Source organism: Burkholderia reimsis (assembly GCF_003294055.1).
GTDB classification, from domain to species: domain Bacteria; phylum Pseudomonadota; class Gammaproteobacteria; order Burkholderiales; family Burkholderiaceae; genus Burkholderia; species Burkholderia cepacia.
This window is the reverse complement of sequence record NZ_QMFZ01000020.1, coordinates 109,759-129,097: the sequence shown is the minus strand read 5'-3', so window position 1 is coordinate 129,097 and position 19,339 is coordinate 109,759. Positions and strand designations below refer to the sequence as shown.

Genomic DNA, 19,339 nt, shown 5'->3' with positions numbered 1-19,339 from the left:
ATCTCACGATCCAAGAGGCACCAGCATGGGAATCTGTAACGGACGCACCGTCATCATCACCGGCGCGGGCGGCGGGCTCGGGCGCGAATATGCGCTCGCGTTCGCGGCCGAAGGCGCGGCGGTCGTCGTCAACGACATCCGGCACGAGGCCGCGCAGGCCGTGTGCGACGAGATCGCACGACGCGGCGGCAACGCGCTTGCGAATGCGGACGACATCACGCGCGTCGAAACGGCGCAGCGGATCGTCGACGCGGCCCGCGGAGCGTTCGGCGATGTGCACGTGCTCGTCAACAACGCGGGCATCTGCCGCGACAAGATGTTCACGAGCATGACCGAAACCGACTGGGACGACGTGATGCGCGTGCATCTGCGTGGCCACTTCTGCCTGTCGAGCGTGCTGGCGCGTGTGTGGCGCGATGCCGCGAAGGCCGGCCACGCGGTCGACGCGCGGATCGTCAACACGAGTTCGGGCGCCGGCCTGCAAGGCTCGATCGGCCAGTCGAACTACGGCGCGGCGAAGGCCGGCATTGCCGCGCTCACGCTGATGCAGGCGGCCGAGTTGCAGCGCTACGGCGTGCGCGTGAACGCGCTCGCGCCGGCCGCGCGCACGTCGATGACCGAAGGCGTGTTCGCCGACATGATGAAGAAGCCCGAGGACGGCGGCTTCGACTATTTCGACCCGGCCAACGTCGCGCCGCTCGTCGTGTGGCTCGGCAGCGCGCTGTCGGCCGACGTGACGGGCCAGGTGTTCGAGGTCGCGGGCGGGATGATCGCGGTCGCGGAAGGCTGGCGCACGGGCCCGAGCGTCGACCGCGGCGCGCGCTGGGCGGCGGCCGAGGTCGGTCCGGCGGTCGCGCGGCTGCTCGCCGACGCGCGGCCCGCGCAGCGCGTGTACGGGAGCTGAGCATGGATCTGGCGCTCACCGACGAACAGGCGATGATCCGCGACGCGGCCGCCGACGTGCTCGCCGAACGCAGCGCGTCCGCCGACGTGCGCCGCGCACTCGAGCAATCGGCCGGCCGCGACGATGCGCTGTGGGCTGCATTGGCGGGCGAACTCGGCTGGAACGCGCTCGCGCTGCCGGAGGCCGCGGGCGGCCTCGGGCTCGGCGTGGTCGAGCAGGCGGTGCTGATGGAACAGCTGGGCCGGCGCATTGCGTGCGTGCCGTATTTTTCGACCGCGTGCCTCGCGGCGACCGCGCTGGGCGGCTGCGACACGTCGCTGGCGACCGGCTGGCTCGCGAAGATCGCCGAAGGCGCGTGCAGCGCGACGCTGGCGCTGCCGTTCGACTGGCTTTTCGGCGAGCCGGGTGGCGCGCGGGTCGGCGGGCCATATGGCCGGCCGGGTGCCAATGCGTTCGGCGCATCTTTCGGCGACTCGTTCGACGAACCGGCCAGTGCGCGATCGCTTCCGTTCATCGCGGAAGAAACCGCGGCCGGCTTCGCATTGTCCGGCGTCGCAGCACAAGTGCTCGACGGTGCGCGCGCCGACCTGCTGCTGGTTCCGGCGCGGATCGCGAACGAAGGGCAGTCGGTCGGCCTGTTCGCGATCGACATGACCACCGGCGCGGCCGGCGTTGCGGTGACGCCGCTCGACACGCTCGACGCGACGAGGCCGCTCGCACGAATTGCGCTCGACGACGTGCGCGTGAGCCGCGACGCGCTGATTGCAGGCCGCGACGCGGCGCAGGTGCTCGAACGCGCCGCATGGTTCGCGGCGCTCGCGCTGGCCGCCGAACAACTCGGCGGCGCACAGCAATGCCTCGACCTGACGCTCGACTACACGAGCCAGCGCGTGCAGTTCGGCCGCGCGATCGCGTCGTTCCAGGCCGTCAAGCACCGTTGCGCGCAGATGATGGTGCTGATCGAATCGGCGCGCTCGGCCGTGCTCGGCGCCGCGCACGCATGGGACGCGGAAGCCGGCAGCGTGGCGCCGGGCAACGCATTGCGTGCCGACATCGCCGCGGCGAAATCCGCCGCGAACGACGCGTACGCGTTCTGCGCCCAGGAAGCGATCCAGTTGCACGGCGGCGTCGGCTTTACGTGGGAATACGACCCGCATCTCTACTTCAAGCGCGCGCAGGCGTCGGGCGCGCAGTTCGGCAGCACGCCGCAACTGCTCGAATGGATCGCATGCCATGCGATCGAAGGCGGCGCATCGCAGCGTGGCGAAGCGTTCGAGCCACCGGCTGCAGCCGCATCCCGTCCGTCCGCCGCACGCGCAGGAGCCCTTCAATGAACAGCGAGACGCGCGAACAGCAATTGCGGCACGAAGTGGCCGACTGGGTGCAGTCGCACCTGACCGGCGAATTCGCGTGCCTGAAATACCGCGGCGGCCCCGGCGACGAGGAAGCGTTTCCCGACCTGCGCAAGGCATGGGAGCGGGAACTCGCGCAAGGAGGCTGGACCGGCCTCGGGTGGCCGACCGCCGCCGGCGGGCGCGGCTTCACGGTGGCCGAACAGGTGATCTTCCACGAGGAATACGCGCGCGCCGGAGGCCCGGGAAGGATGGGCCACATCGGCGAAGGGCTGCTCGGGCCGACGCTCGTCGCCTGCGGCACCGACGACCAGCGCGCGCGCTTCCTGCCCGGCATTCTTGCCGGCACGCAGTTCTGGTGCCAGGGCTATTCGGAGCCGGGCGCGGGTTCCGACCTGGCCAACGTGCGCACGCGTGCCGAACAGGATGCGGACGGTACGTGGCGCGTCCACGGCCAGAAGGTCTGGACGTCGCTCGCACACGATTCCGACTGGATCTTCGTGCTTGCGCGCACCGATCCCGCGTCGAAGGGCAACAAGGGGCTGTCGTTCCTGCTGATGCCGCTCGACCAGCCGGGCATCGAGATCCGGCCGATCAGGCAGCTCAACGGCGGCGCGGAATTCAACGAGGTGTTCTTCGACGGCGCGCGCGCGGAAGCACGCGACCTCGTCGGCGCGCCCGGCGACGGCTGGCGGATCGCGATGACGCTGCTCGGCTTCGAACGCGGGATGTCGACGCTCGGCCAGCAGATGCAGTTCGTCCGCGAACTCGAATGGGTGATCGACGCCGCGCGCGAATCGGGCGCGGACCGCGACCCCGTGCTGCGGCAGCGGATCGGCCGCGCGTGGGCCGGGCTGCGCGTGATGCGCTACAACGCGCTGCGCATGCTGTCCGGCGCCGACGACGCCGATGGCGGTGCCACCGCGCCGCTGCGCCGCGAGGCACTGATCTACAAGTATTTCTGGTCGAACTGGCACCGCGACCTCGGCCAGCTTGCGATGGATGCGCTCGGGCCCCGCGCGAACGTGATCGATCCGGCCGACGAAAAGCTCACCCATCTGCAGCGCGTATTCCTGTTCTCCCGTGCGGACACGATCTACGCGGGTACCAACGAAATCCAGCTCAACATCATGGCCGAGCGCGGGCTCGGCATGCCCAGGGAACCACGAGGCACCGCATGACCGAATCCCAGATCCAGAAAGCGCCGGCCTACGTGCCGGGCCACCAGCTGCTCGCAGGCAAATCGGTGCTGATCACGGCCGCCGCCGGCGCCGGCATCGGCTTCGCGGCCGCGCGCCGCTGCGCGGAGGAAGGCTGCCGCGCGCTGTTCATCTCCGACATCCACGAAAAGCGCCTCGAACAGGCGGTTCAGACGCTGCGTGCCGAAACGGGGCTGCAACAGGTCTATGGCCGCCTGTGCAACGTCGCGGTGGAGGCCGACGTGCAGGCGCTGGTCGCGGAGGCCCAGGACAAGCTCGACGGCGTCGACGTGCTGATCAACAACGCGGGGCTCGGCGGGTCGACCCGCATCGTCGATATGGACGATGCCGAATGGTCGCGGGTGATCGACATTAGCCTCACCGGGACGTTCCGGATGATGCGCGCGATGCTGCCGCACATGCAGGCCCGCGGCCGCGGCGCGATCGTCAACAACGCATCGGTGCTCGGCTGGCGCGCGCAGGCGGAACAGGCGCACTACGCGGCGGCGAAGGCGGGCGTGATGGCGCTCACGCGCTGCGCGGCGCTCGAGGCGTCGCCCTACGGCGTGCGCATCAACGCGGTCGCGCCGAGCATCGCGATGCACGATTTTCTGAAGAAGTCGGCCCCGGCCGACCTGCTGAATCAACTGGCGTCGCGCGAAGCCTTCGGGCGCGCCGCCGAAGTCTGGGAGGTCGCGAACGTGATGGTGTTCCTTGCAAGCGATTACGCGTCGTACATGACGGGCGAAGTGCTGTCGGTCAGCAGCCAGCACGCATGATGAGCACGACCCTCGACCCCGTGCGCGCGACGCCCCGCGTGTTCGCGCATCCCGGCGAACTCGCGGCGGCCGTCGGCGACACGCTCGGCGCGAGCGCGTGGCTCGCGATCGACCAGATCCGCATCGACGGCTTCGCCGACGCGACCGGCGATCACCAGTGGGTGCACGTCGACCCGGTGCGCGCGAAGGACGGCCCGTTCGGCGCGTGCATCGCGCACGGCTACCTGACGCTGTCGCTCGTCAATCATTTCCTGCCGCAGATCGTGCGCATCGACGGCGCGCGGCTCGGCGTCAACTACGGCTGCGACAGGATCCGTTTCCCCGCGCCGGTGAAGGTCGGCGCGCGCGTGCGCGGCGTCGGCGAGCTGCTGCGCGTCGAGCCGCTCGACGGCGGCGTGCAGGCATGGATTCGCGTGACCGTCGAGATCGAAGGCGAAGCGAAACCCGGCTGCGTGGCCGACACGATCAGCCGTTACTACTTCTAGATTCAGAGAACCAGCCCATGGAAGACGCAGTCATCGTTTCCGTCGCACGCACGCCGATCGGCAAGGCGTTTCGCGGCATGTTCAACGACACCGAGGCGCCCGCGCTGGGCGGCCACGTGGTGCGCACCGCGCTCGAGCGCGCGGGCGTCGCGCCGGCCGACGTCGACGACGTGCTGATCGGCTGCGCCGCGCAGCAGGGCACGCAGGGCTACAACATCGGCCGCCTGTCGGCGGCGGCGGCCGGGCTGCCGGCGTCGGTGCCCGGCATGGCGATCGACCGCATGTGCTCGTCGGGCCTGATGTCGATCGCGAGCGCCGCGCGCAGCATCGGCGCGGGCGATGCGCGGATCGTCGTCGCGGGCGGCGTCGAGTCGATCTCGCTTACGCAGAACAAGCACAAGAACGCGTATCGCGCGCGTTCGCAGGCCGTGCTCGACCACCAGCCGGCCGCCTACATGGCGATGATGGAGACGGCCGAGATCGTGTCGCGCCGCTACGGGATCTCGCGTGCGGCGCAGGACGAATTCGCGCTGCAGAGCCACCAGCGCACGGCCGACGCCCAGGCGGCCGGCCGCTTCGATGCGGAAATCGCGCCGCTCGACGTGCGGCGCGCGCTGTTCGACAAGGAAGGCAACCCGGCCGGCCACGAGGATCTGCGTGCGGCGCGCGACGAAGGCGTGCGCGCCGACACGACGGCCGAGCGGCTCGCGGGGCTGAAGCCGTCGTGGAGCGGCGGCAAGGTCGTGGAGCAGGGCGAGTTCGTGACGGCCGGCAATGCGTCGCAGCTGTCGGACGGCGCGGCGGCCGTGGTCGTGATGTCGCGCAGCGAGGCGCTACGCCGCGGGCTGACGCCGCTCGGCGCGTTCCGCGGCCTCGCGGTGGCCGGCTGCGAACCCGACGAGATGGGCATCGGCCCGGTGTTCGCGATTCCGAAGCTGCTGGCGCGCTTCGGCATGACCGTCGGCGACATCGGGCTGTGGGAGCTGAACGAGGCGTTCGCGTGCCAGGCGCTGTACTGCCGCGACACGCTCGGCATTCCCGACGACCGGCTGAACGTCGACGGCGGTGCGATCGCGCTCGGCCATCCGTTCGGGATGTCGGGTACGCGGATGACGATGCACGCACTGCTCGAAGGCGCGCGGCGCGGCATACGGCACGCGGTCGTGACGATGTGCATCGGCGGCGGGATGGGTGCCGCCGCGCTGTTCGAGGTCGGCGCATAGCGCACGTAGCGCACGTAGCGGACATAGCGGTACGCGGATGGGCCGCGCCGCACACGCGGCGAACCATTCACGAACGACGATTCGAGGCCGCGGCCATGACCGGCGGCCCGGAGACTTGCAGGCGACGGTCGTCGGCGCGCACGCGCCAACGGCCGTCGAACGCAGAAACAGGAGACAAGCCATGAAACGAACCTTGCCCGGACTCGCGATGTCGGCGCTCGTGCTCGGCGCCGCGCTGTTCGCGTTTTCGCCGCGCCCGCTGCCGGCGTTCCCGGTCACCGCGATCCATGCGGACCGGCTGCAGATCAACGGGCTCGCCCGGGCCGGCGCGCGCATCGTCGCGGTCGGCGAACGCGGCGTGATCTTGCTGAGCGACGACTCGGGCGCCCGCTGGCGGCCGGCGTCGGTCACGCCCGACCAGGCATCGACGCTCACGCAGGTGCGTTTCATCACGCCGACGCTCGGGATCGCGGTCGGCCACGACGGCCGGATCGTCCGCAGCGACGACGCCGGCATGCACTGGCGTGAAGTGCACATCGACCATGCGCATTCCGATCCGCTGCTGTCCGTGTGGGGCGCGGCGGGCGGCCCGCTGTTCGCGGCCGGCAGCTTCGGCCAGCTGCTGCGCTCGGACGACGCGGGCCTCACGTGGCAGCCGCTGAAGACGCCGGCCGGCGACCGTCACCTCAACGCGATCGTCGGCGACGGCCACGGCAACCTGCTGGTCGCGGGCGAGAGCGGCACGCTGCTGCGCTCGACCGACAACGGCGCCACGTGGGACAAGCTGCCGTCGCCGTACGCCGGTTCGTTGTTCGGCGCGCTGATGCTCGCGAACGGCGACTGGGTCGCATACGGGATGCGCGGCAACGTGGTGCGCAGCACCGATCGCGGCGCGACCTGGACGCATGTGGACAGCCACGTGCCGGTGTCGTACTTCGGCGCGACCCAGCTCGCCGACGGCGAACTCGTGCTGGTGGGCCAGGGCGGCGCGATCGTCGCGTCGCGCGACGGCGGGCTGACCTTCGACGTGCGCAAGCTCGGCGGCGTGCAGAGCCTCGCGGCCGTGCTCGACATGGGCCACGGCGCGCTGCTGCTCGGCGGCGAGGCCGGCGTCGCGCCGCTGGCCGGCGCGCCTGCGTCGACGCCGTCGCCGTCCTGACGCCGGCCGCCCGCACCGCCAGCTTCCGTTCGTTTCGCATCGTCCGTCCCGACCCGAGAATTCCATGAACGACCTGTCACGTCCTCCTGAAGCCGTTTCCGCGTCGCGTCTCGCCGCGTTCGTCGAGCGCTGCGCCGACACGATCATCCGCCGGCGCAAGCTGCTGATGCTGCTGTGTGTCGCGGTGACGCTCGCGCTCGGCTTGTCGGCCACGCGCCTGAAGCTCGATCCGGGCTTCAACAAGATGATCCCGATGCAGCACCCGTACATGCAGGTGTTCGAGCGCTATGCGGGTGCGTTCCCCGGCGCGAACACGATCCTCGTGAGCCTGCGCTGGAAGGGCGACGGCGACATCTACAACCAGACGTTCATGGACGCACTGCGCCACGCGACCGACGACGTCTTCTTCATCCCCGGCGTGAACCGCTCGCGCGTGTTCTCGCTGTTCACGCCGAACGTCCACTACACGGAAGTGACCGAGGCCGGCTTTCGCGGCGACGTGGTCGTGCCCGGCCAGTTCTCGAGCGCGAACCCGGACGATCTCGCGAAGGTGCGCCGCAACGTCGCGCGTTCGGGGCAGATCGGCCGCCTCGTCGGCAACGACCTGAAATCGGCGCTGATCCGCGCGGAACTGCGCGAGACCGACCCGGCCACCGGCAAGCGGCTCGACTACAGCGCGGTCGCGCGCCAGCTCGAGGACATCCGCGCGCGTTATGCGAAGCAGGGCATCGACGTGAACATCATCGGTTTCGCGAAGCTGGTGGGCGACGTCGAGAACGGGATCGCGGGCGTGATGGCGTTCTTCGCGCTCGCATTCCTCGTGACGGCCGCGCTGCTGTTTGCCTACACGCGCTCGCTGAAGACCACCGTGCTGGCGCTCGTCGTCGCGCTGCTGCCGGTCGTGTGGCTGCTCGGCGCGCTGCCGCTGCTCGGGCTCGGCATCGACCCGATGTCGATCCTCGTGCCGTTCCTGATCTTCTCGATCGGCGTGTCGCACGCGGTGCAGATGACCAACGCGTGGAAGCAGGCGCTGGTGCGCGGCGCGTCGCCGGCCGACGCCGCGCGTGACGCGTTCCGCAAGCTGTTCGTGCCGGGCACGGTCGCGCTGCTGACCAACGCGCTCGGCTTCATGGTCATCATGCGGATCAGGATCGACATCGTGCGCGAGCTCGGCATTACCGCGTGCCTCGGCGTGCTGCTGATGATCGTCACCAACAAGGTGTTCCTGCCGATCCTGCTGTCGTACACGCGCCTCGAACGCGGCACACTGGCGCGCGCGCAGCGCACGGCGGCGGCCGGCGGGAGCGGAAGATGGTCGCGCTTCGCGGTATTCGCGCGGCCGGCGCCCGCGCTCGGCGTGTTCGCGGTGGCGCTGGCGCTGCTCGCGTACGGCACGCTCGAGTCGCGCAAGCTGGAGATCGGCGACATCGGCACCGGCGCGCCGGAGCTGCGCGCGAACTCGCGCTACAACATCGACAACGCGGCGATCACGCACCAGTACAACATCGGCGTGGACGTGCTCTCGGTGATCGTCGAGACGACCGGCTTCGACGACGCGTGCCTGCATTACCCGGTGATGAGCGCGATCGAGCAGTTCGAGATGAACATGCGCGGCGTGGCCGGCGTGCAGTCGGTGACGAGCGTGTCGTCGCAGGGCAAGGTGTTCATCGCCGCGTTCAACGAAGGCAACCCGCGCTGGGCCGCGTTGCCGCGCTCGAGCGACGGGCTCACGCAAGGCTCCAACGCGTTCGACCCCGACAACGGGATGAACACCGCGAACTGCAAGGCGATCCAGGTCCTGATCTACACGAAGAACCACGAAGGCACGACCATCGCGCACATCGTCGACGAGATCAGGCGTTTCGCGGCCGAGAACCCGACGCCGAACGTCGCGTTCCGGCTCGCGGGCGGCAACGTCGGCGTGATGGCGGCGACCAACGAGGCGGTCGGCGACGCGGAGATCGCGATGCTGCTGTCGATCTTCGGCGCGATCGCGCTGCTCTGCGCGGTCACGTTCCGCTCGTGGCGCGCGGTGCTGTGCATCATCGTGCCGCTCACGCTCGTGTCGATCCTGTGCAATGCGGTGATGGCGCTTCTCGGCATCGGGCTGAAGGTCGCGACGCTGCCGGTGATCACGCTCGGCGTGGGCGTGGGCGTCGACTACGGGATCTACCTGTACGAACGCTTGCAGCACGACCTCCGCCCCGGCGCGACGCTGCCGGACGCGTTCGCCGACGCGATGCGCCAGCGCGGCACGGCCGCGCTGTTCACGGCCGTCACGATGTTCATCGGCGTCGGCACGTGGGCGTTTTCCGCGCTGAAGTTCCAGGTCGACATGGGCGTGCTGCTCGCGTTCATGTTCCTCGTGAACCTGTTCGGCGCCGTGTTCCTGCTGCCCGCGCTCGCCGCGTGGCTCGGCGTCGAACGTGCCGAGCGCCGCGTGCAGCACGCGCATGCGGAGCCGTCGCCGGCGGCTCCGGCAACGCTGAAACCGTCGCCCGCGCTCGAACCCGGCAACCCGATGCGCTGACCGGCGCCCCCATTTCCCCCTGCGCGCGGCCGGCCGCCGCGCGTTGTCCACAAGAGGAGTCAACCCACATGTCCGCACGCCCTTACAAGATCGAAGCCCAGCCGCTCGCGCAGCGCTATGCGCGCGGCTGGCACTGCCTCGGGCTCGCCCGCGACTACAAGGACGGCAAGCCGCACACGCTGAACGCCTTCGGCCGCAAGCTCGCCGTGTTCGCCGATTCGACCGGCAAGGTCAACGTCGTCGACGCGTACTGCCCGCACATGGGCGCCGACCTGAGCCTCGGCACGGTGCAGGGCGACAACCTCGTGTGCCCGTTCCACGGCTGGGCGTGGAGCGGCGAAGGCCAGTGCGCATCGATTCCGTACTGCAAGCGAATCCCGCCGAAGGCGCGCATCGGCGCATGGCCGACCTGCGAGGAAAACAACCTGCTGTTCGTATGGAACGACCCGGAAGGCAACGCACCGCCGCCCGAAGTCGCGATACCGCGCCTCGACGTGTGCTTCTCCGACGAATGGTCGGGCTGGGTCGTCGACAAGATGGTGATCCAGGCCAACTGCCGCGAACTGGTCGACAACATCTCGGACGTCGCGCACTTCGCGACCGTGCACCGCGCGCCGATCGACTATTTCGCGAACCTGTTCGAGGACCACAAGGCGACGCAGCTGATGGTCGGCCGCAGCGAGAAGCTCGGCGGCGACGCCCTGACCGCGCTGTCGACGTATTTCGGGCCGGCCGTGCACATCACGCAGATGACGGGGCAGAGCGGCGGGCAGCCGATCCACTCGGTGCTGCTGAACTGCCACGTCCCGATCGACATGAACAGCTTCGAGCTGCGCTACGGCGTGATCGTGAAGAAGGTGGCCGGGCTGTCCGACGAGCAGAACACGGAGATCGCGAACGCGTACGTGAAGGAAGCGCAGCGCGCGTTCTACGAGGACGTCGACATCTGGCACAGCAAGACGCGGATCGACAACCCGCTGCTGTGCGAGGGCGACGGGCCGCTGTACCAGATGCGCGACTGGTATTCGCAGTTCTACCTGGACGTGGCGGACGTGCGGCCGACGAGCGTCGCGCGCAAGGCGTTCGAGATGCGGATTCGCGAAGGCGATGCACCGCCGGCGCTGCATCACGTGTTCGAGCCGCGGTAAGAACCGGCGGGCCGTCCGCCGGCCGGAAAGCGGGGGCGCATCGAAATGCGTCCCGTCGGCCGGCAACACCCGCCACGCAAGGCGCACGCGGCGGGTGTGCTTGTGCGCCGCATCAAAATGACTTGACGAAACGGCCGCTACCGCGTAGTGTCCATGGCCGAAGTGTTCAAGAAGTTCGATTGCTCATCATTGGCCGCACTCCGTGCGGCGGTCGTTGGTCTCTCCCTCTTTTGAGTCTTTCTGTGCCCGTTGCGGGCGCATGTTCAATTATTCGTATTAAGGAAGTATTTGTGGATACCGGTACCGTCAAGTGGTTCAACGAAACCAAGGGCTTTGGTTTCATCTCCCCGGACAACGGCGGCGACGATCTGTTCGCCCATTTCTCTGAAATTCGCGGCACGGGCTTCAAGACCCTGGCCGAAGGCCAGAAGGTCAGCTTCGAAGTGAAGCGCGGCCCGAAGGGTCTGCAAGCGTCGAACATCACGCCGCAGTAAGCCGCATCGGCAGCGGCCGCCAAACGGTGGCCGCCGTCGGACGGATTGGCGCGCACGGCGCCGCTTCGGCGGCAGCCGGCGCGTTTCCGATGCGCACGACCGATGCATCGCGACATTCACGATGCATCGGTCGTGTCGCCTCCCTCATCGCATGCCTGTACGGCGTGCGACGCAACGCCCTCGCGAAGCGCCCGCCGCTTCGCCAGCGCATCACCGCTTCAACGCATCAACCCGAGCAGACCGCCGCCATGCCTTGCCGGCGCGGTCCCGACTTGCGCGGCGCCGTATGCGCCGCCGCCACCGACCGCCTGAACGCCGCAACGCGCCGGGCTCCGATCGCAAGACAGGCCCATGGCCCGTCTGAACGAACCGATCCCCGGCAGCCTGCCGGCCGCCGTCCCGTTGCGGGACACGGCGCCGGGCAGATCGCCGCGGCTGCGGTCAATTACCTTGTCTGGAGGAATTGGTTTGGCAAAAGAAGAACTGCTGGAACTGGACGGAATCGTCGACGAAGTGCTGCCGGACAGCAAATACCGTGTCACGCTGGAAAACGGCGTCGTGGTGGGCGCATACGCGTCCGGCCGCATGCGCAAGAACCACATCCGCATTCTCGCGGGCGACCGCGTGACGCTGGAACTGTCGGTCTATGACCTCACCAAGGGCCGCATCAACTTCCGGCACAAGGACGCGAATTCGCCGCGTCCGCAGCGCACCGGCGGGCCGCGTCGTTAAGCGGCAACGATCGGCGCGCAACCGCGTGCCGATCGAATCCCGTCCGGCCTCCACGGCCGGACGAACCGGATGAACGGCCCGTTGCTTGCCGTTTACCGGCCGCCGGCGGCGTCGTCATGCCGCAGCGGGCCACATCGCCTTCACCGGCCGCCGCGCGTGCGCCAACGCTCAGGCAGCCGCGTCCCGCAGGAAATCCTCGATGACCATCGCGAAATACGGCGGGCACTCCTGCATCGGGTAATGCCCGCTATTCGGTATCGTCGCGACCCGCGCGTTCGGGTGCCACGCGAGGAACGTCGCCTGCATCGCCGCTTCGTCGAGCCCCGGATCCTTGTCGCCGACGATCACCAGGAAGCGCGTCTCGAGCCCGCGGATATCGTCGACGAAATCCGTTCCGGTCAGCATGTCGAGATACGCGAGCCGGCAGGCCGGCGCCACGCGCTCGCGGTTCTGCCGCAGCTTCAGGTCGGCCCAGCGCGCCGACAATCCACCCGTCACGAATCGCATGAGCCGGCGAAACGCATCGTCATCGACGGCCGTGCTCGCGAAGAACGCGCGTGCGTCGTCGTTCAGGCGGTTGCCGGCGGCCGACACCGGGCACACGGCGATCGCGCTCTTGATGCGGGAGGGCGCATCGGCGGCGAGCCGTTGTGTCGCCATGCCCGTCATCGAATGGCCGATCACGTGAAAGCGCGGCCAGCCGAGACGATCCGCGAGCGCGAGGCAGTCGGCCGAGATCTCGTCGACGGTACAGGTGCCGCGCAGGTGGATGGATTCGCCGTAGCCGCGCAGGTCGACGAACACGTACGTGAATGTCGATTCGTCGAGATACGGGAGCAGCGCTACGTAGTTCGTATGGTCGCCGAGCCAGTCGTGCAGGACCATCACGCATTCGGGGCCGGTACCGTGCCGCAGGTAGCCGAGGCCGTCGTGGTCGGCGTTCGGGCGGGAGGCGAGGGTGTCGATACGGTTCATTTCAAGGCGTTTCCTTTTGGTGGGTGAACCAAAACGAAACGCCCTCCCGGCGGACCGGGAGGGCGTCTTGAAAGTGCGTCGATCGTATCGGGCCGACCGGCGAAAGTCAACGTTCGATGCACCGTCCCGCCCGATACGTCGATGCGGCGCGCATTGGCCGTTGTCGTCCGACAGCCGCAACGCGATCGTCAGCCCGATATCGGGACGCGGAAAACCGCGCCGGCCGGCGGCTGACCGCACGCGCGGCGACGCGATTCGCGTGCGGCTCGCGTATGGCTTTACGTGCGGGGCGGCGCGGTCGTACACTCGTCGGCAATTCGCTGCCCGCGCCGCGCGTGCGGCTTTCAATCCCTTCAGCGTCTTTCAGCGGGCCAACGGCCGTGCCAGCCGGACTTTCGTCGCGCGACGCCAGGAGGCGCCATGAGTGCAGACGCAGCCCCCGCATCCCCGTCGGTTCAGGACCGCATCCGGCACGTGTTCGTGCTGATGCTCGAGAACCGCTCCTTCGATCACCTGTTCGCGCTGTCGGGCTACCCCGGCATCGTCGCCGCGTCGCCGGGCAACAGCAACGCGTATGGCGGCGCGGTCTATCCGTTCGGCGGCGGCGCGCCCGACCGGATGCCGACCGATCCGTGCCACGAATTCACCGACGTGCTCGAGCAGCTCTGCGGCGCGGGCGTGCCGTTCGTGAAAGGGCAGGCCTATCCGCCGGTCCGCAATACCGGATTCGTGTCGAACTACGCGACGTCGCGTTCCGAAGGCAAGCCGCCGCAGCCGGCCGACGCGGGCAAGATCATGCAGGGCGTCGACATCGCGACGCAGGCGCCGTCGCTGCACGCACTCGCGAACGCGTTCGTGCTGTGCGACGCGTGGCATGCGTCGATGCCCGGGCCGACCTGGCCGAATCGCTTTTTCCTGCACGGTGCGTCGTCGGCCGGGCTCGATCATTCGCCGACGAGAGAAGAAATGGCCGGATGGGACGCGTTCGACGGTTTCCCGTATCCGAAGGGTTCGATCTTCGCCGCGCTCGGCGACGACAACTGGCGCATCTACCAGGACCAGACGGGCAATCCGCTCGGCCACGTGCCGCAGGTGGCGTCGCTGAAGGGCATCAGCTTCTTCGACATCGACGACCTCGCGCATTTCGAGGCTGATCTCGCAGCGGGCTATACGGCGCGCTATACGTTCATCGAGCCCGGTTACGGCGACATCGTGCACGGCACCTACCAGAACGGCAGCTCGCAGCATCCGATGGACGGCCTCGCCGGCGGCGACCAGCTCGTCGCGCGCGTGTACAACGCGATCCGCAATTCGCCGGTGTGGAACAGCAGCCTGCTCGTGATCTGCTACGACGAGCACGGCGGCTTCTACGATTCGGTCGGGCCGGGCGCTGCGCCGCCGCCGAACGATGGCGCGGCAGCGACGCTGAACGCGAGCGGCTTCGGGTTCGACGTGTACGGCGTGCGGGTGCCGGCGATCGTGATTTCGCCGTGGGTCGCGGCCGGGCGGGTCGACCATACGGTGTACGACCATGCGTCGGTCGCCGCGACGCTCGAGCGGCTGTTCGGCCTGGCGCCGCTGACCGACCGCGATCGTCTCGCGAACGACCTGCTGGCGCTCGTGACGACTACGTGCCGGACGGATTGTCCGCAAAGGATCGGAACATGAGTACGACACCGGACCCGCGCGATGCGCTGCCCGTGCGCGACGGCACGAGCCTGATCGCGTACCTGCACATCCTGAAGAAAGCGCATGCGGCGCTGGTCGGCCATGACAAGGCCCATCAGCGCTTCAGCGAGATCGTGACGCGAGGGCAGGCGCGGCAATACATCGAGGAACTGATGCCGTCGCTGCTGCGGGCGCGCGAAGCGCGTCGGCAGCGCAGGCACGGCGGGAAGCATCGGTGATGCGGCGAGCGGCACCGATACCGAAGGCGTGAGCGCGCACAGCAGCGACGCGACGGTGAAGGGGGCCGTGCCCGCGATGAAGGTGCGGCGCCGGCCGTGCAAATCGGCGAGCCGCCGGCCCGTCGGCAGCAGTGCCGCGCAAGCGAGGTTGTCGTTGCCGACGACCCGTTGCACTGCGCCGACGCCAGCGTTCGCTTACGCCGCCACCTCCCGCGCCCGCACCATCGTCAGCGCCGCATCCTCGATCATGTCCTCCTGCCCGCCGACGAGCCGCTGCCGGCCCAGTTCGACGAGGATGTCGCGTGCGGGAATCCCGTACTTCGCTTCCGCGCGCTTCGCGAACAGCAGGAACGACGAGTAGACGCCCGCATAGCCGAGCGTCAGCGCATCGCGGTCGAGGCGGATCGGCGAATCCATGATCGGCACGACGAGATCCTCGGCGACGTCCGAGATTGCGAACACGTCGACGCCCGTCTCGATCCCCATCCGGTCGCACACCGCGACGAACACTTCCATCGGCGTGTTGCCCGCGCCGGCGCCGAGGCCGGCCGCGGCCGCATCGATCCGGTTCGCACCGGCCGCCACGGCCGCGACCGAGTTCGCGACTCCCATCGCGAGGTTGTGATGGCCGTGGAAGCCCAGCTCCGTCTCCGGCTTCAGCGCGTCGCGCACCTGGCCGATCCGCGCGGTCACGTCGTCGGGCAGCATGTGGCCGGCCGAATCGGTGATGTAGATGCAGTTCGCGCCGTACGATTCCATCAGCTTCGCCTGCACGACAAGCTGCGCCGGCGACGACATGTGCGCCATCATCAGGAAGCCGACCGTATCGAGGCCGAGCTTGCGCGCGAGGCCGATGTGCTGTTCCGACACGTCCGCTTCGGTGCAGTGCGTCGCGACGCGGATCGTGCCGACGCCGAGTTCGTGCGCCATGCGCAGATGCTCGACGGTGCCGATGCCGGGCAGCAGCAGCGCCGACACCTTCGCCTGCTTCAGCTCCGGGATCACGGCGCCCAGGTACGCCTCGTCGGTGTGCGCGGGGAAACCGTAGTTGACCGAGGCGCCGCCGAGCCCGTCGCCGTGCGTGACCTCGATCAGCGGCACGCCGGCCGCGTCGAGCCCGCGCGCGATATTGCGCATCTGGTCGAGCGTGATCTGGTGGCGCTTCGGGTGCATCCCGTCGCGCAGCGACATGTCGTGGACGGTGATCTTCTTGCCTGCAAGTGACATCGTGTGACTCCTCGACTCAAGCGGTGGCGGCCGTCGCGGCCAGCATCTGTTCGGCGAAACGCTCGGCCGTGGCGGCCGCGGCGGCGGTCATGATGTCGAGGTTGCCCGCGTACTTCGGCAGGTAGTCGCCGAGCCCTTCGACCTCCATGAACACCGACACGCGATTGCCGTCGAACACCGGGCCGTTCTTCAGCGTATAGCCGGGCACGTAGCGTTGCACTTCCTTGACCATCGCATGCACGGACGCGGTGATCGCGTCGACGTCGGGCGGGCCGTCGGTCAGGCAGTGGATCGTGTCGCGCATGATCAGCGGCGGCTCGGCCGGGTTGATCACGATGATCGCCTTGCCCTTGCGGGCGCCGCCGACCTGTTCGATCGCGCCGGACGTCGTGCGCGTGAATTCGTCGATGTTCTTGCGCGTGCCGGGGCCGACCGAGCGCGACGATACCGTCGCGACGATCTCGCCGTATGCGACCGGCTGCACGCGCGACACCGCGTACACCATCGGGATCGTCGCCTGGCCGCCGCACGTGACCATGTTCACGTTCATCTGCGCGCTGTCGAGATGCGCGTCGAGGTTCACGGGCGGCACGCAGTACGGCCCGATCGCGGCGGGCGTCAGGTCGATCATCTTCACGCCGAGCGCGGTGAGCTTGTCGGAGTTGTCGCGGTGCACGTAGGCCGACGTCGCGTCGAACGCGATGCGGATCTCGTCGGCGGCGACGTGCGGCAGCAGCCCGTCAACGCCCTTGTCGGTGGTCTTCAGGCCGAATTCGCGGGCGCGCGCGAGGCCGTCGGAGGCCGGATCGATGCCGACCATCCACACGGGTTCGAGCACCGGCGAGCGGCGCAGCTTGACCAACAGGTCGGTGCCGATGTTGCCGGGCCCGATCAGTGCGCATTTGATTTTCTTCATCAGGATGGTTCCTTTAGATAAAGCGGACGTCGCAACTGCCGATGCCGGAGATATGCATCGACAGTGCGTCGCCGGCCGTGACCGGAATCAGTTTCGCCAGCGAGCCGGACAGCACGATCTCGCCGGCGAGCAGCGGTACGTCGTACGCGGCGAGCGTGTTCGCGAGCCACGCGACCGCGTCGGCGGGATGGCCGAGCGCCGCGTCGCCGCGGCCTTGCGCGACGGGCTCGCCGTTCTTCTCGATCGTCATTTCGCACGCGGCGAGATCGAGCGTGCGCGGGTCGACGCGCGTTTCGCCGAGCACGTACACGCCGCACGACGCGTTGTCGGCGACGGTGTCCTCGATGCGGATCGCCCAGTCGCGGATGCGCGAGTCGACGATCTCGAAGCAGGGCGCGACGGCGGCCGTCGCGGCGATCACGTCGGTGCGGTCGATGCCGGGGCCGCGCAGGTCGCGCGCGAGGATGAACGCGATCTCGCCCTCGGCGCGCGGGGCGATCAGCGAATCGGCGGCGATCGCTTCGCCGGCCGCGTAGTGCATGCCCGACAGCAGGATGCCGAAATCGGGCTGGCGCACGTTCAGCATGTCCTGCACGGCCTGGCTCGTCACGCCGATCTTCTTGCCGACGACCGCCTCGCCGTGTTCGACGCGGCGTTCGATGAAGCGCTGCTGGATGCGGTACGCGTCGTCGAGCGACAGGCGGCGCGCCCGGCCCGACAGCGGCGCGACCGGTGCGCGCGCGTGCCATGCGGCGTACAGCTCGTCGCCGAGCGTCGTATGCAGGCGGGAAGACATGAAAGGGCCCTCGAATGGAAATGGCCGCCGTCACGGGCGGCGTGGTGCGCCGGAGCGGGGCTCCGGCGCGTGGGTCACGGGCATGCCGCGTCGGTCGGTCGATCAGTTGCCCGAGCTGCGGATCGCGTCAGGCGAGAAATACGCCTCGTTGAACTGCGGGCTGTTGTCGAGCTTCGGCATCGGGCCTTCGTTCGTCAGGCGGTCGGCCATGTACGCGCCGGAGATCAGGTCGTGGAAGAACACCGCGCTCGGGTAGAACACCTTCGCGTCGTAGGCGTACAGCGACGTCGCGACGTTGGTGCGCCACAGCTGGCCGCGCGCGTCGTAGTTGTCCGCGAGCAGCGATTGCCACGAATCCTCGTCGATGTACAGCACGCGCTTCGCGTACTGGTGACGGTAACCGCTCTTCAGCGTGGCCTGCAGCACCCACACGCGATGCAGCTCGTAGCGGATGTAGCTCGGGTTCTCGTGGCCCTTGGTCAGCAGTTCGCCGTACTTCACCGCGCTGTCCATCACCTTGTAGTTGTTGTACGGCACGTAGATCTCGCGCTTGCCGACGATCTTCCAGTCGTAGCGATCGCCGGGGCCGTTGTACAGGCGGTCGTCGTCGACCGTGCGGAAGCCGCCCGGGCCCTGCGGCTGGTCGTAGCCGTATTCGGGCGCCTGACGCACGCGCCGCGTGCCGGGGTTGTACATCCACGTGCGCGACGAGTTGTCCGCGCCGGCCTTGTCCCAGTTCGTGAAGCCGACGATCAGCGAGCCGCGGTCGGACAGCGGCAGCTCCGTCGCGTTGCGGTAGTACGTGCGGTTGTTCAGGTCGCTCTTCACGTCGTACTTGCCGACGTTGCGCGGCGAGTAGATGTCGTAGCGCACCTTGCCCCACGCGATGTTGCCGTCGGAGTAGACGACCGCCTGGTCGTAGGTGGCCTGCTCGGTACCGATCGACGACGAGAAGCGCTGGTTCCACAGCAATTCGGCGGCGGTCTTCGGGATCGGATAGGGCACCGTCGGCGGCGCGTTCGTGAGGCCGTTCGCGTCGGGCGTCATCGTCGAGTCCGGCGCATAAGTGCGAATGTCTTTGTAGACGGAATCCGGGTAGCGGAAGTCGCGGTGGGTCGGGTAGACGTTGATCTTGAACGTGGCCGGATAGCGCTTGAACATCGCCTTCTGGCCGTCGGTCAGGTGCTCCGCGTACTGCGCCATGTTCTCCGCGGTGATCGTCGCGACCGGCTTCTCGCTTGCGTACGGATCGGGGTAACGGCTGCCGCGCTTGTACTGCACGTCCGGCGGCGTGCCGAGCCACTTGCCCGACCACTCGGGCACGCCGCTGTCCTTGCTCGCGGCGCGCACGGCGCCCATCGGGGTCAACTGGCCGTCGAGCGCCTTCAGGTCGTCCGGCGTGACCTTCGGGTACGACGCCGTCGCGGCGAGTGCGCACGCGGCGATCACCGACGCGCGCAGGAGGGGGAGACGAATTCGCTTCATGACAAATCCTCTTGCTGAGTGACGAGCG

At 68.7% G+C, this 19,339-nt stretch carries 18 protein-coding genes; 13 read left to right on the top strand and 5 right to left on the bottom strand.

The window, feature by feature from the left end:
- Positions 1–25: 25 nt before the first annotated feature.
- The 11 genes from DPV79_RS22780 (at position 26) to infA (ending at position 12,005) form a co-directional block, all read left to right on the top strand.
- Complete coding sequence (locus tag DPV79_RS22780; RefSeq protein ID WP_060277386.1) at positions 26–904, top strand: SDR family oxidoreductase; 879 nt, start codon at positions 26–28, stop codon at positions 902–904.
- 2 nt (positions 905–906) lie between these two features.
- Positions 907–2,238, top strand: a complete 1,332-nt coding sequence (locus DPV79_RS22775) for an acyl-CoA dehydrogenase family protein (protein WP_113046537.1) — start codon at positions 907–909, stop codon at positions 2,236–2,238.
- Positions 2,235–3,437, top strand: coding sequence for an acyl-CoA dehydrogenase family protein (locus DPV79_RS22770; RefSeq protein WP_113046535.1), 1,203 nt, complete (start codon positions 2,235–2,237; stop codon positions 3,435–3,437). Before DPV79_RS22775 ends, DPV79_RS22770 begins: the two co-directional genes overlap by 4 nt.
- Positions 3,434–4,234, top strand: coding sequence for an SDR family oxidoreductase (locus DPV79_RS22765; RefSeq protein ID WP_113046534.1), 801 nt, complete (start codon positions 3,434–3,436; stop codon positions 4,232–4,234). The genes DPV79_RS22770 and DPV79_RS22765 overlap by 4 nt, the downstream gene beginning before the upstream one ends.
- Complete coding sequence (locus tag DPV79_RS22760) at positions 4,234–4,719, top strand: MaoC family dehydratase (protein WP_027791722.1); 486 nt, start codon at positions 4,234–4,236, stop codon at positions 4,717–4,719. The genes DPV79_RS22765 and DPV79_RS22760 overlap by 1 nt, the downstream gene beginning before the upstream one ends.
- A 17-nt stretch (positions 4,720–4,736) precedes the next feature.
- Positions 4,737–5,942, top strand: coding sequence for an acetyl-CoA C-acyltransferase (locus tag DPV79_RS22755; RefSeq protein ID WP_059677289.1), 1,206 nt, complete (start codon positions 4,737–4,739; stop codon positions 5,940–5,942).
- Between the two features lie 181 nt (positions 5,943–6,123).
- A complete protein-coding gene (locus DPV79_RS22750) occupies positions 6,124–7,101 on the top strand; it encodes a WD40/YVTN/BNR-like repeat-containing protein (RefSeq protein WP_059588894.1) in 978 nt (325 codons plus the stop codon).
- Between the two features lie 64 nt (positions 7,102–7,165).
- Complete coding sequence (locus DPV79_RS22745) at positions 7,166–9,631, top strand: efflux RND transporter permease subunit (RefSeq protein ID WP_113046532.1); 2,466 nt, start codon at positions 7,166–7,168, stop codon at positions 9,629–9,631.
- Between the two features lie 68 nt (positions 9,632–9,699).
- Positions 9,700–10,779 (top strand): 3-ketosteroid-9-alpha-monooxygenase, oxygenase component, encoded by a 1,080-nt coding sequence (locus tag DPV79_RS22740; RefSeq protein WP_113046531.1) that lies wholly within the window; start codon positions 9,700–9,702, stop codon positions 10,777–10,779.
- Between the two features lie 290 nt (positions 10,780–11,069).
- Positions 11,070–11,273, top strand: coding sequence for a cold-shock protein (locus tag DPV79_RS22735; protein WP_006483056.1), 204 nt, complete (start codon positions 11,070–11,072; stop codon positions 11,271–11,273).
- A gap of 468 nt (positions 11,274–11,741) precedes the next feature.
- Positions 11,742–12,005, top strand: a complete 264-nt coding sequence (gene infA / locus DPV79_RS22730; protein WP_027791717.1) for a translation initiation factor IF-1 — start codon at positions 11,742–11,744, stop codon at positions 12,003–12,005.
- Between the two features lie 168 nt (positions 12,006–12,173).
- Here infA and DPV79_RS22725 read toward each other — a convergent pair whose 3' ends face one another.
- Positions 12,174–12,980: an alpha/beta fold hydrolase gene (locus DPV79_RS22725; protein WP_113046530.1), complete on the bottom strand. Its 807-nt coding sequence runs from the start codon at positions 12,978–12,980 to the stop codon at positions 12,174–12,176.
- Between the two features lie 420 nt (positions 12,981–13,400).
- Here DPV79_RS22725 and DPV79_RS22720 point away from each other — a divergent pair, with 420 nt between their 5' ends.
- Positions 13,401–14,648, top strand: a complete 1,248-nt coding sequence (locus tag DPV79_RS22720; RefSeq protein ID WP_059650547.1) for an alkaline phosphatase family protein — start codon at positions 13,401–13,403, stop codon at positions 14,646–14,648.
- Positions 14,645–14,887, top strand: coding sequence for a hypothetical protein (locus DPV79_RS22715; RefSeq protein WP_113046529.1), 243 nt, complete (start codon positions 14,645–14,647; stop codon positions 14,885–14,887). Before DPV79_RS22720 ends, DPV79_RS22715 begins: the two co-directional genes overlap by 4 nt.
- Positions 14,888–15,082: 195 nt before the next feature.
- Here the strand turns inward: DPV79_RS22715 and dmpG are convergent, their stop codons facing one another.
- The 4 genes from dmpG to DPV79_RS22690 all read right to left on the bottom strand — a co-directional run bounded on the left by dmpG (position 15,083) and on the right by DPV79_RS22690 (position 19,311).
- Positions 15,083–16,114, bottom strand: coding sequence for a 4-hydroxy-2-oxovalerate aldolase (gene dmpG / locus DPV79_RS22705; RefSeq protein ID WP_113046528.1), 1,032 nt, complete (start codon positions 16,112–16,114; stop codon positions 15,083–15,085).
- Positions 16,115–16,130: 16 nt separating this feature from the next.
- Complete coding sequence (locus DPV79_RS22700) at positions 16,131–17,030, bottom strand: acetaldehyde dehydrogenase (acetylating) (RefSeq protein ID WP_113046527.1); 900 nt, start codon at positions 17,028–17,030, stop codon at positions 16,131–16,133.
- A 13-nt stretch (positions 17,031–17,043) separates the two neighbouring features.
- Positions 17,044–17,826 carry a 2-oxopent-4-enoate hydratase gene (dmpE, locus tag DPV79_RS22695; protein ID WP_021159451.1) on the bottom strand — a complete coding sequence of 261 codons (783 nt, stop codon included), beginning with the start codon at positions 17,824–17,826 and terminating at the stop codon, positions 17,044–17,046.
- A gap of 102 nt (positions 17,827–17,928) precedes the next feature.
- Positions 17,929–19,311: a DUF1329 domain-containing protein gene (locus DPV79_RS22690; RefSeq protein ID WP_113046525.1), complete on the bottom strand. Its 1,383-nt coding sequence runs from the start codon at positions 19,309–19,311 to the stop codon at positions 17,929–17,931.
- Positions 19,312–19,339: the final 28 nt, after the last annotated feature.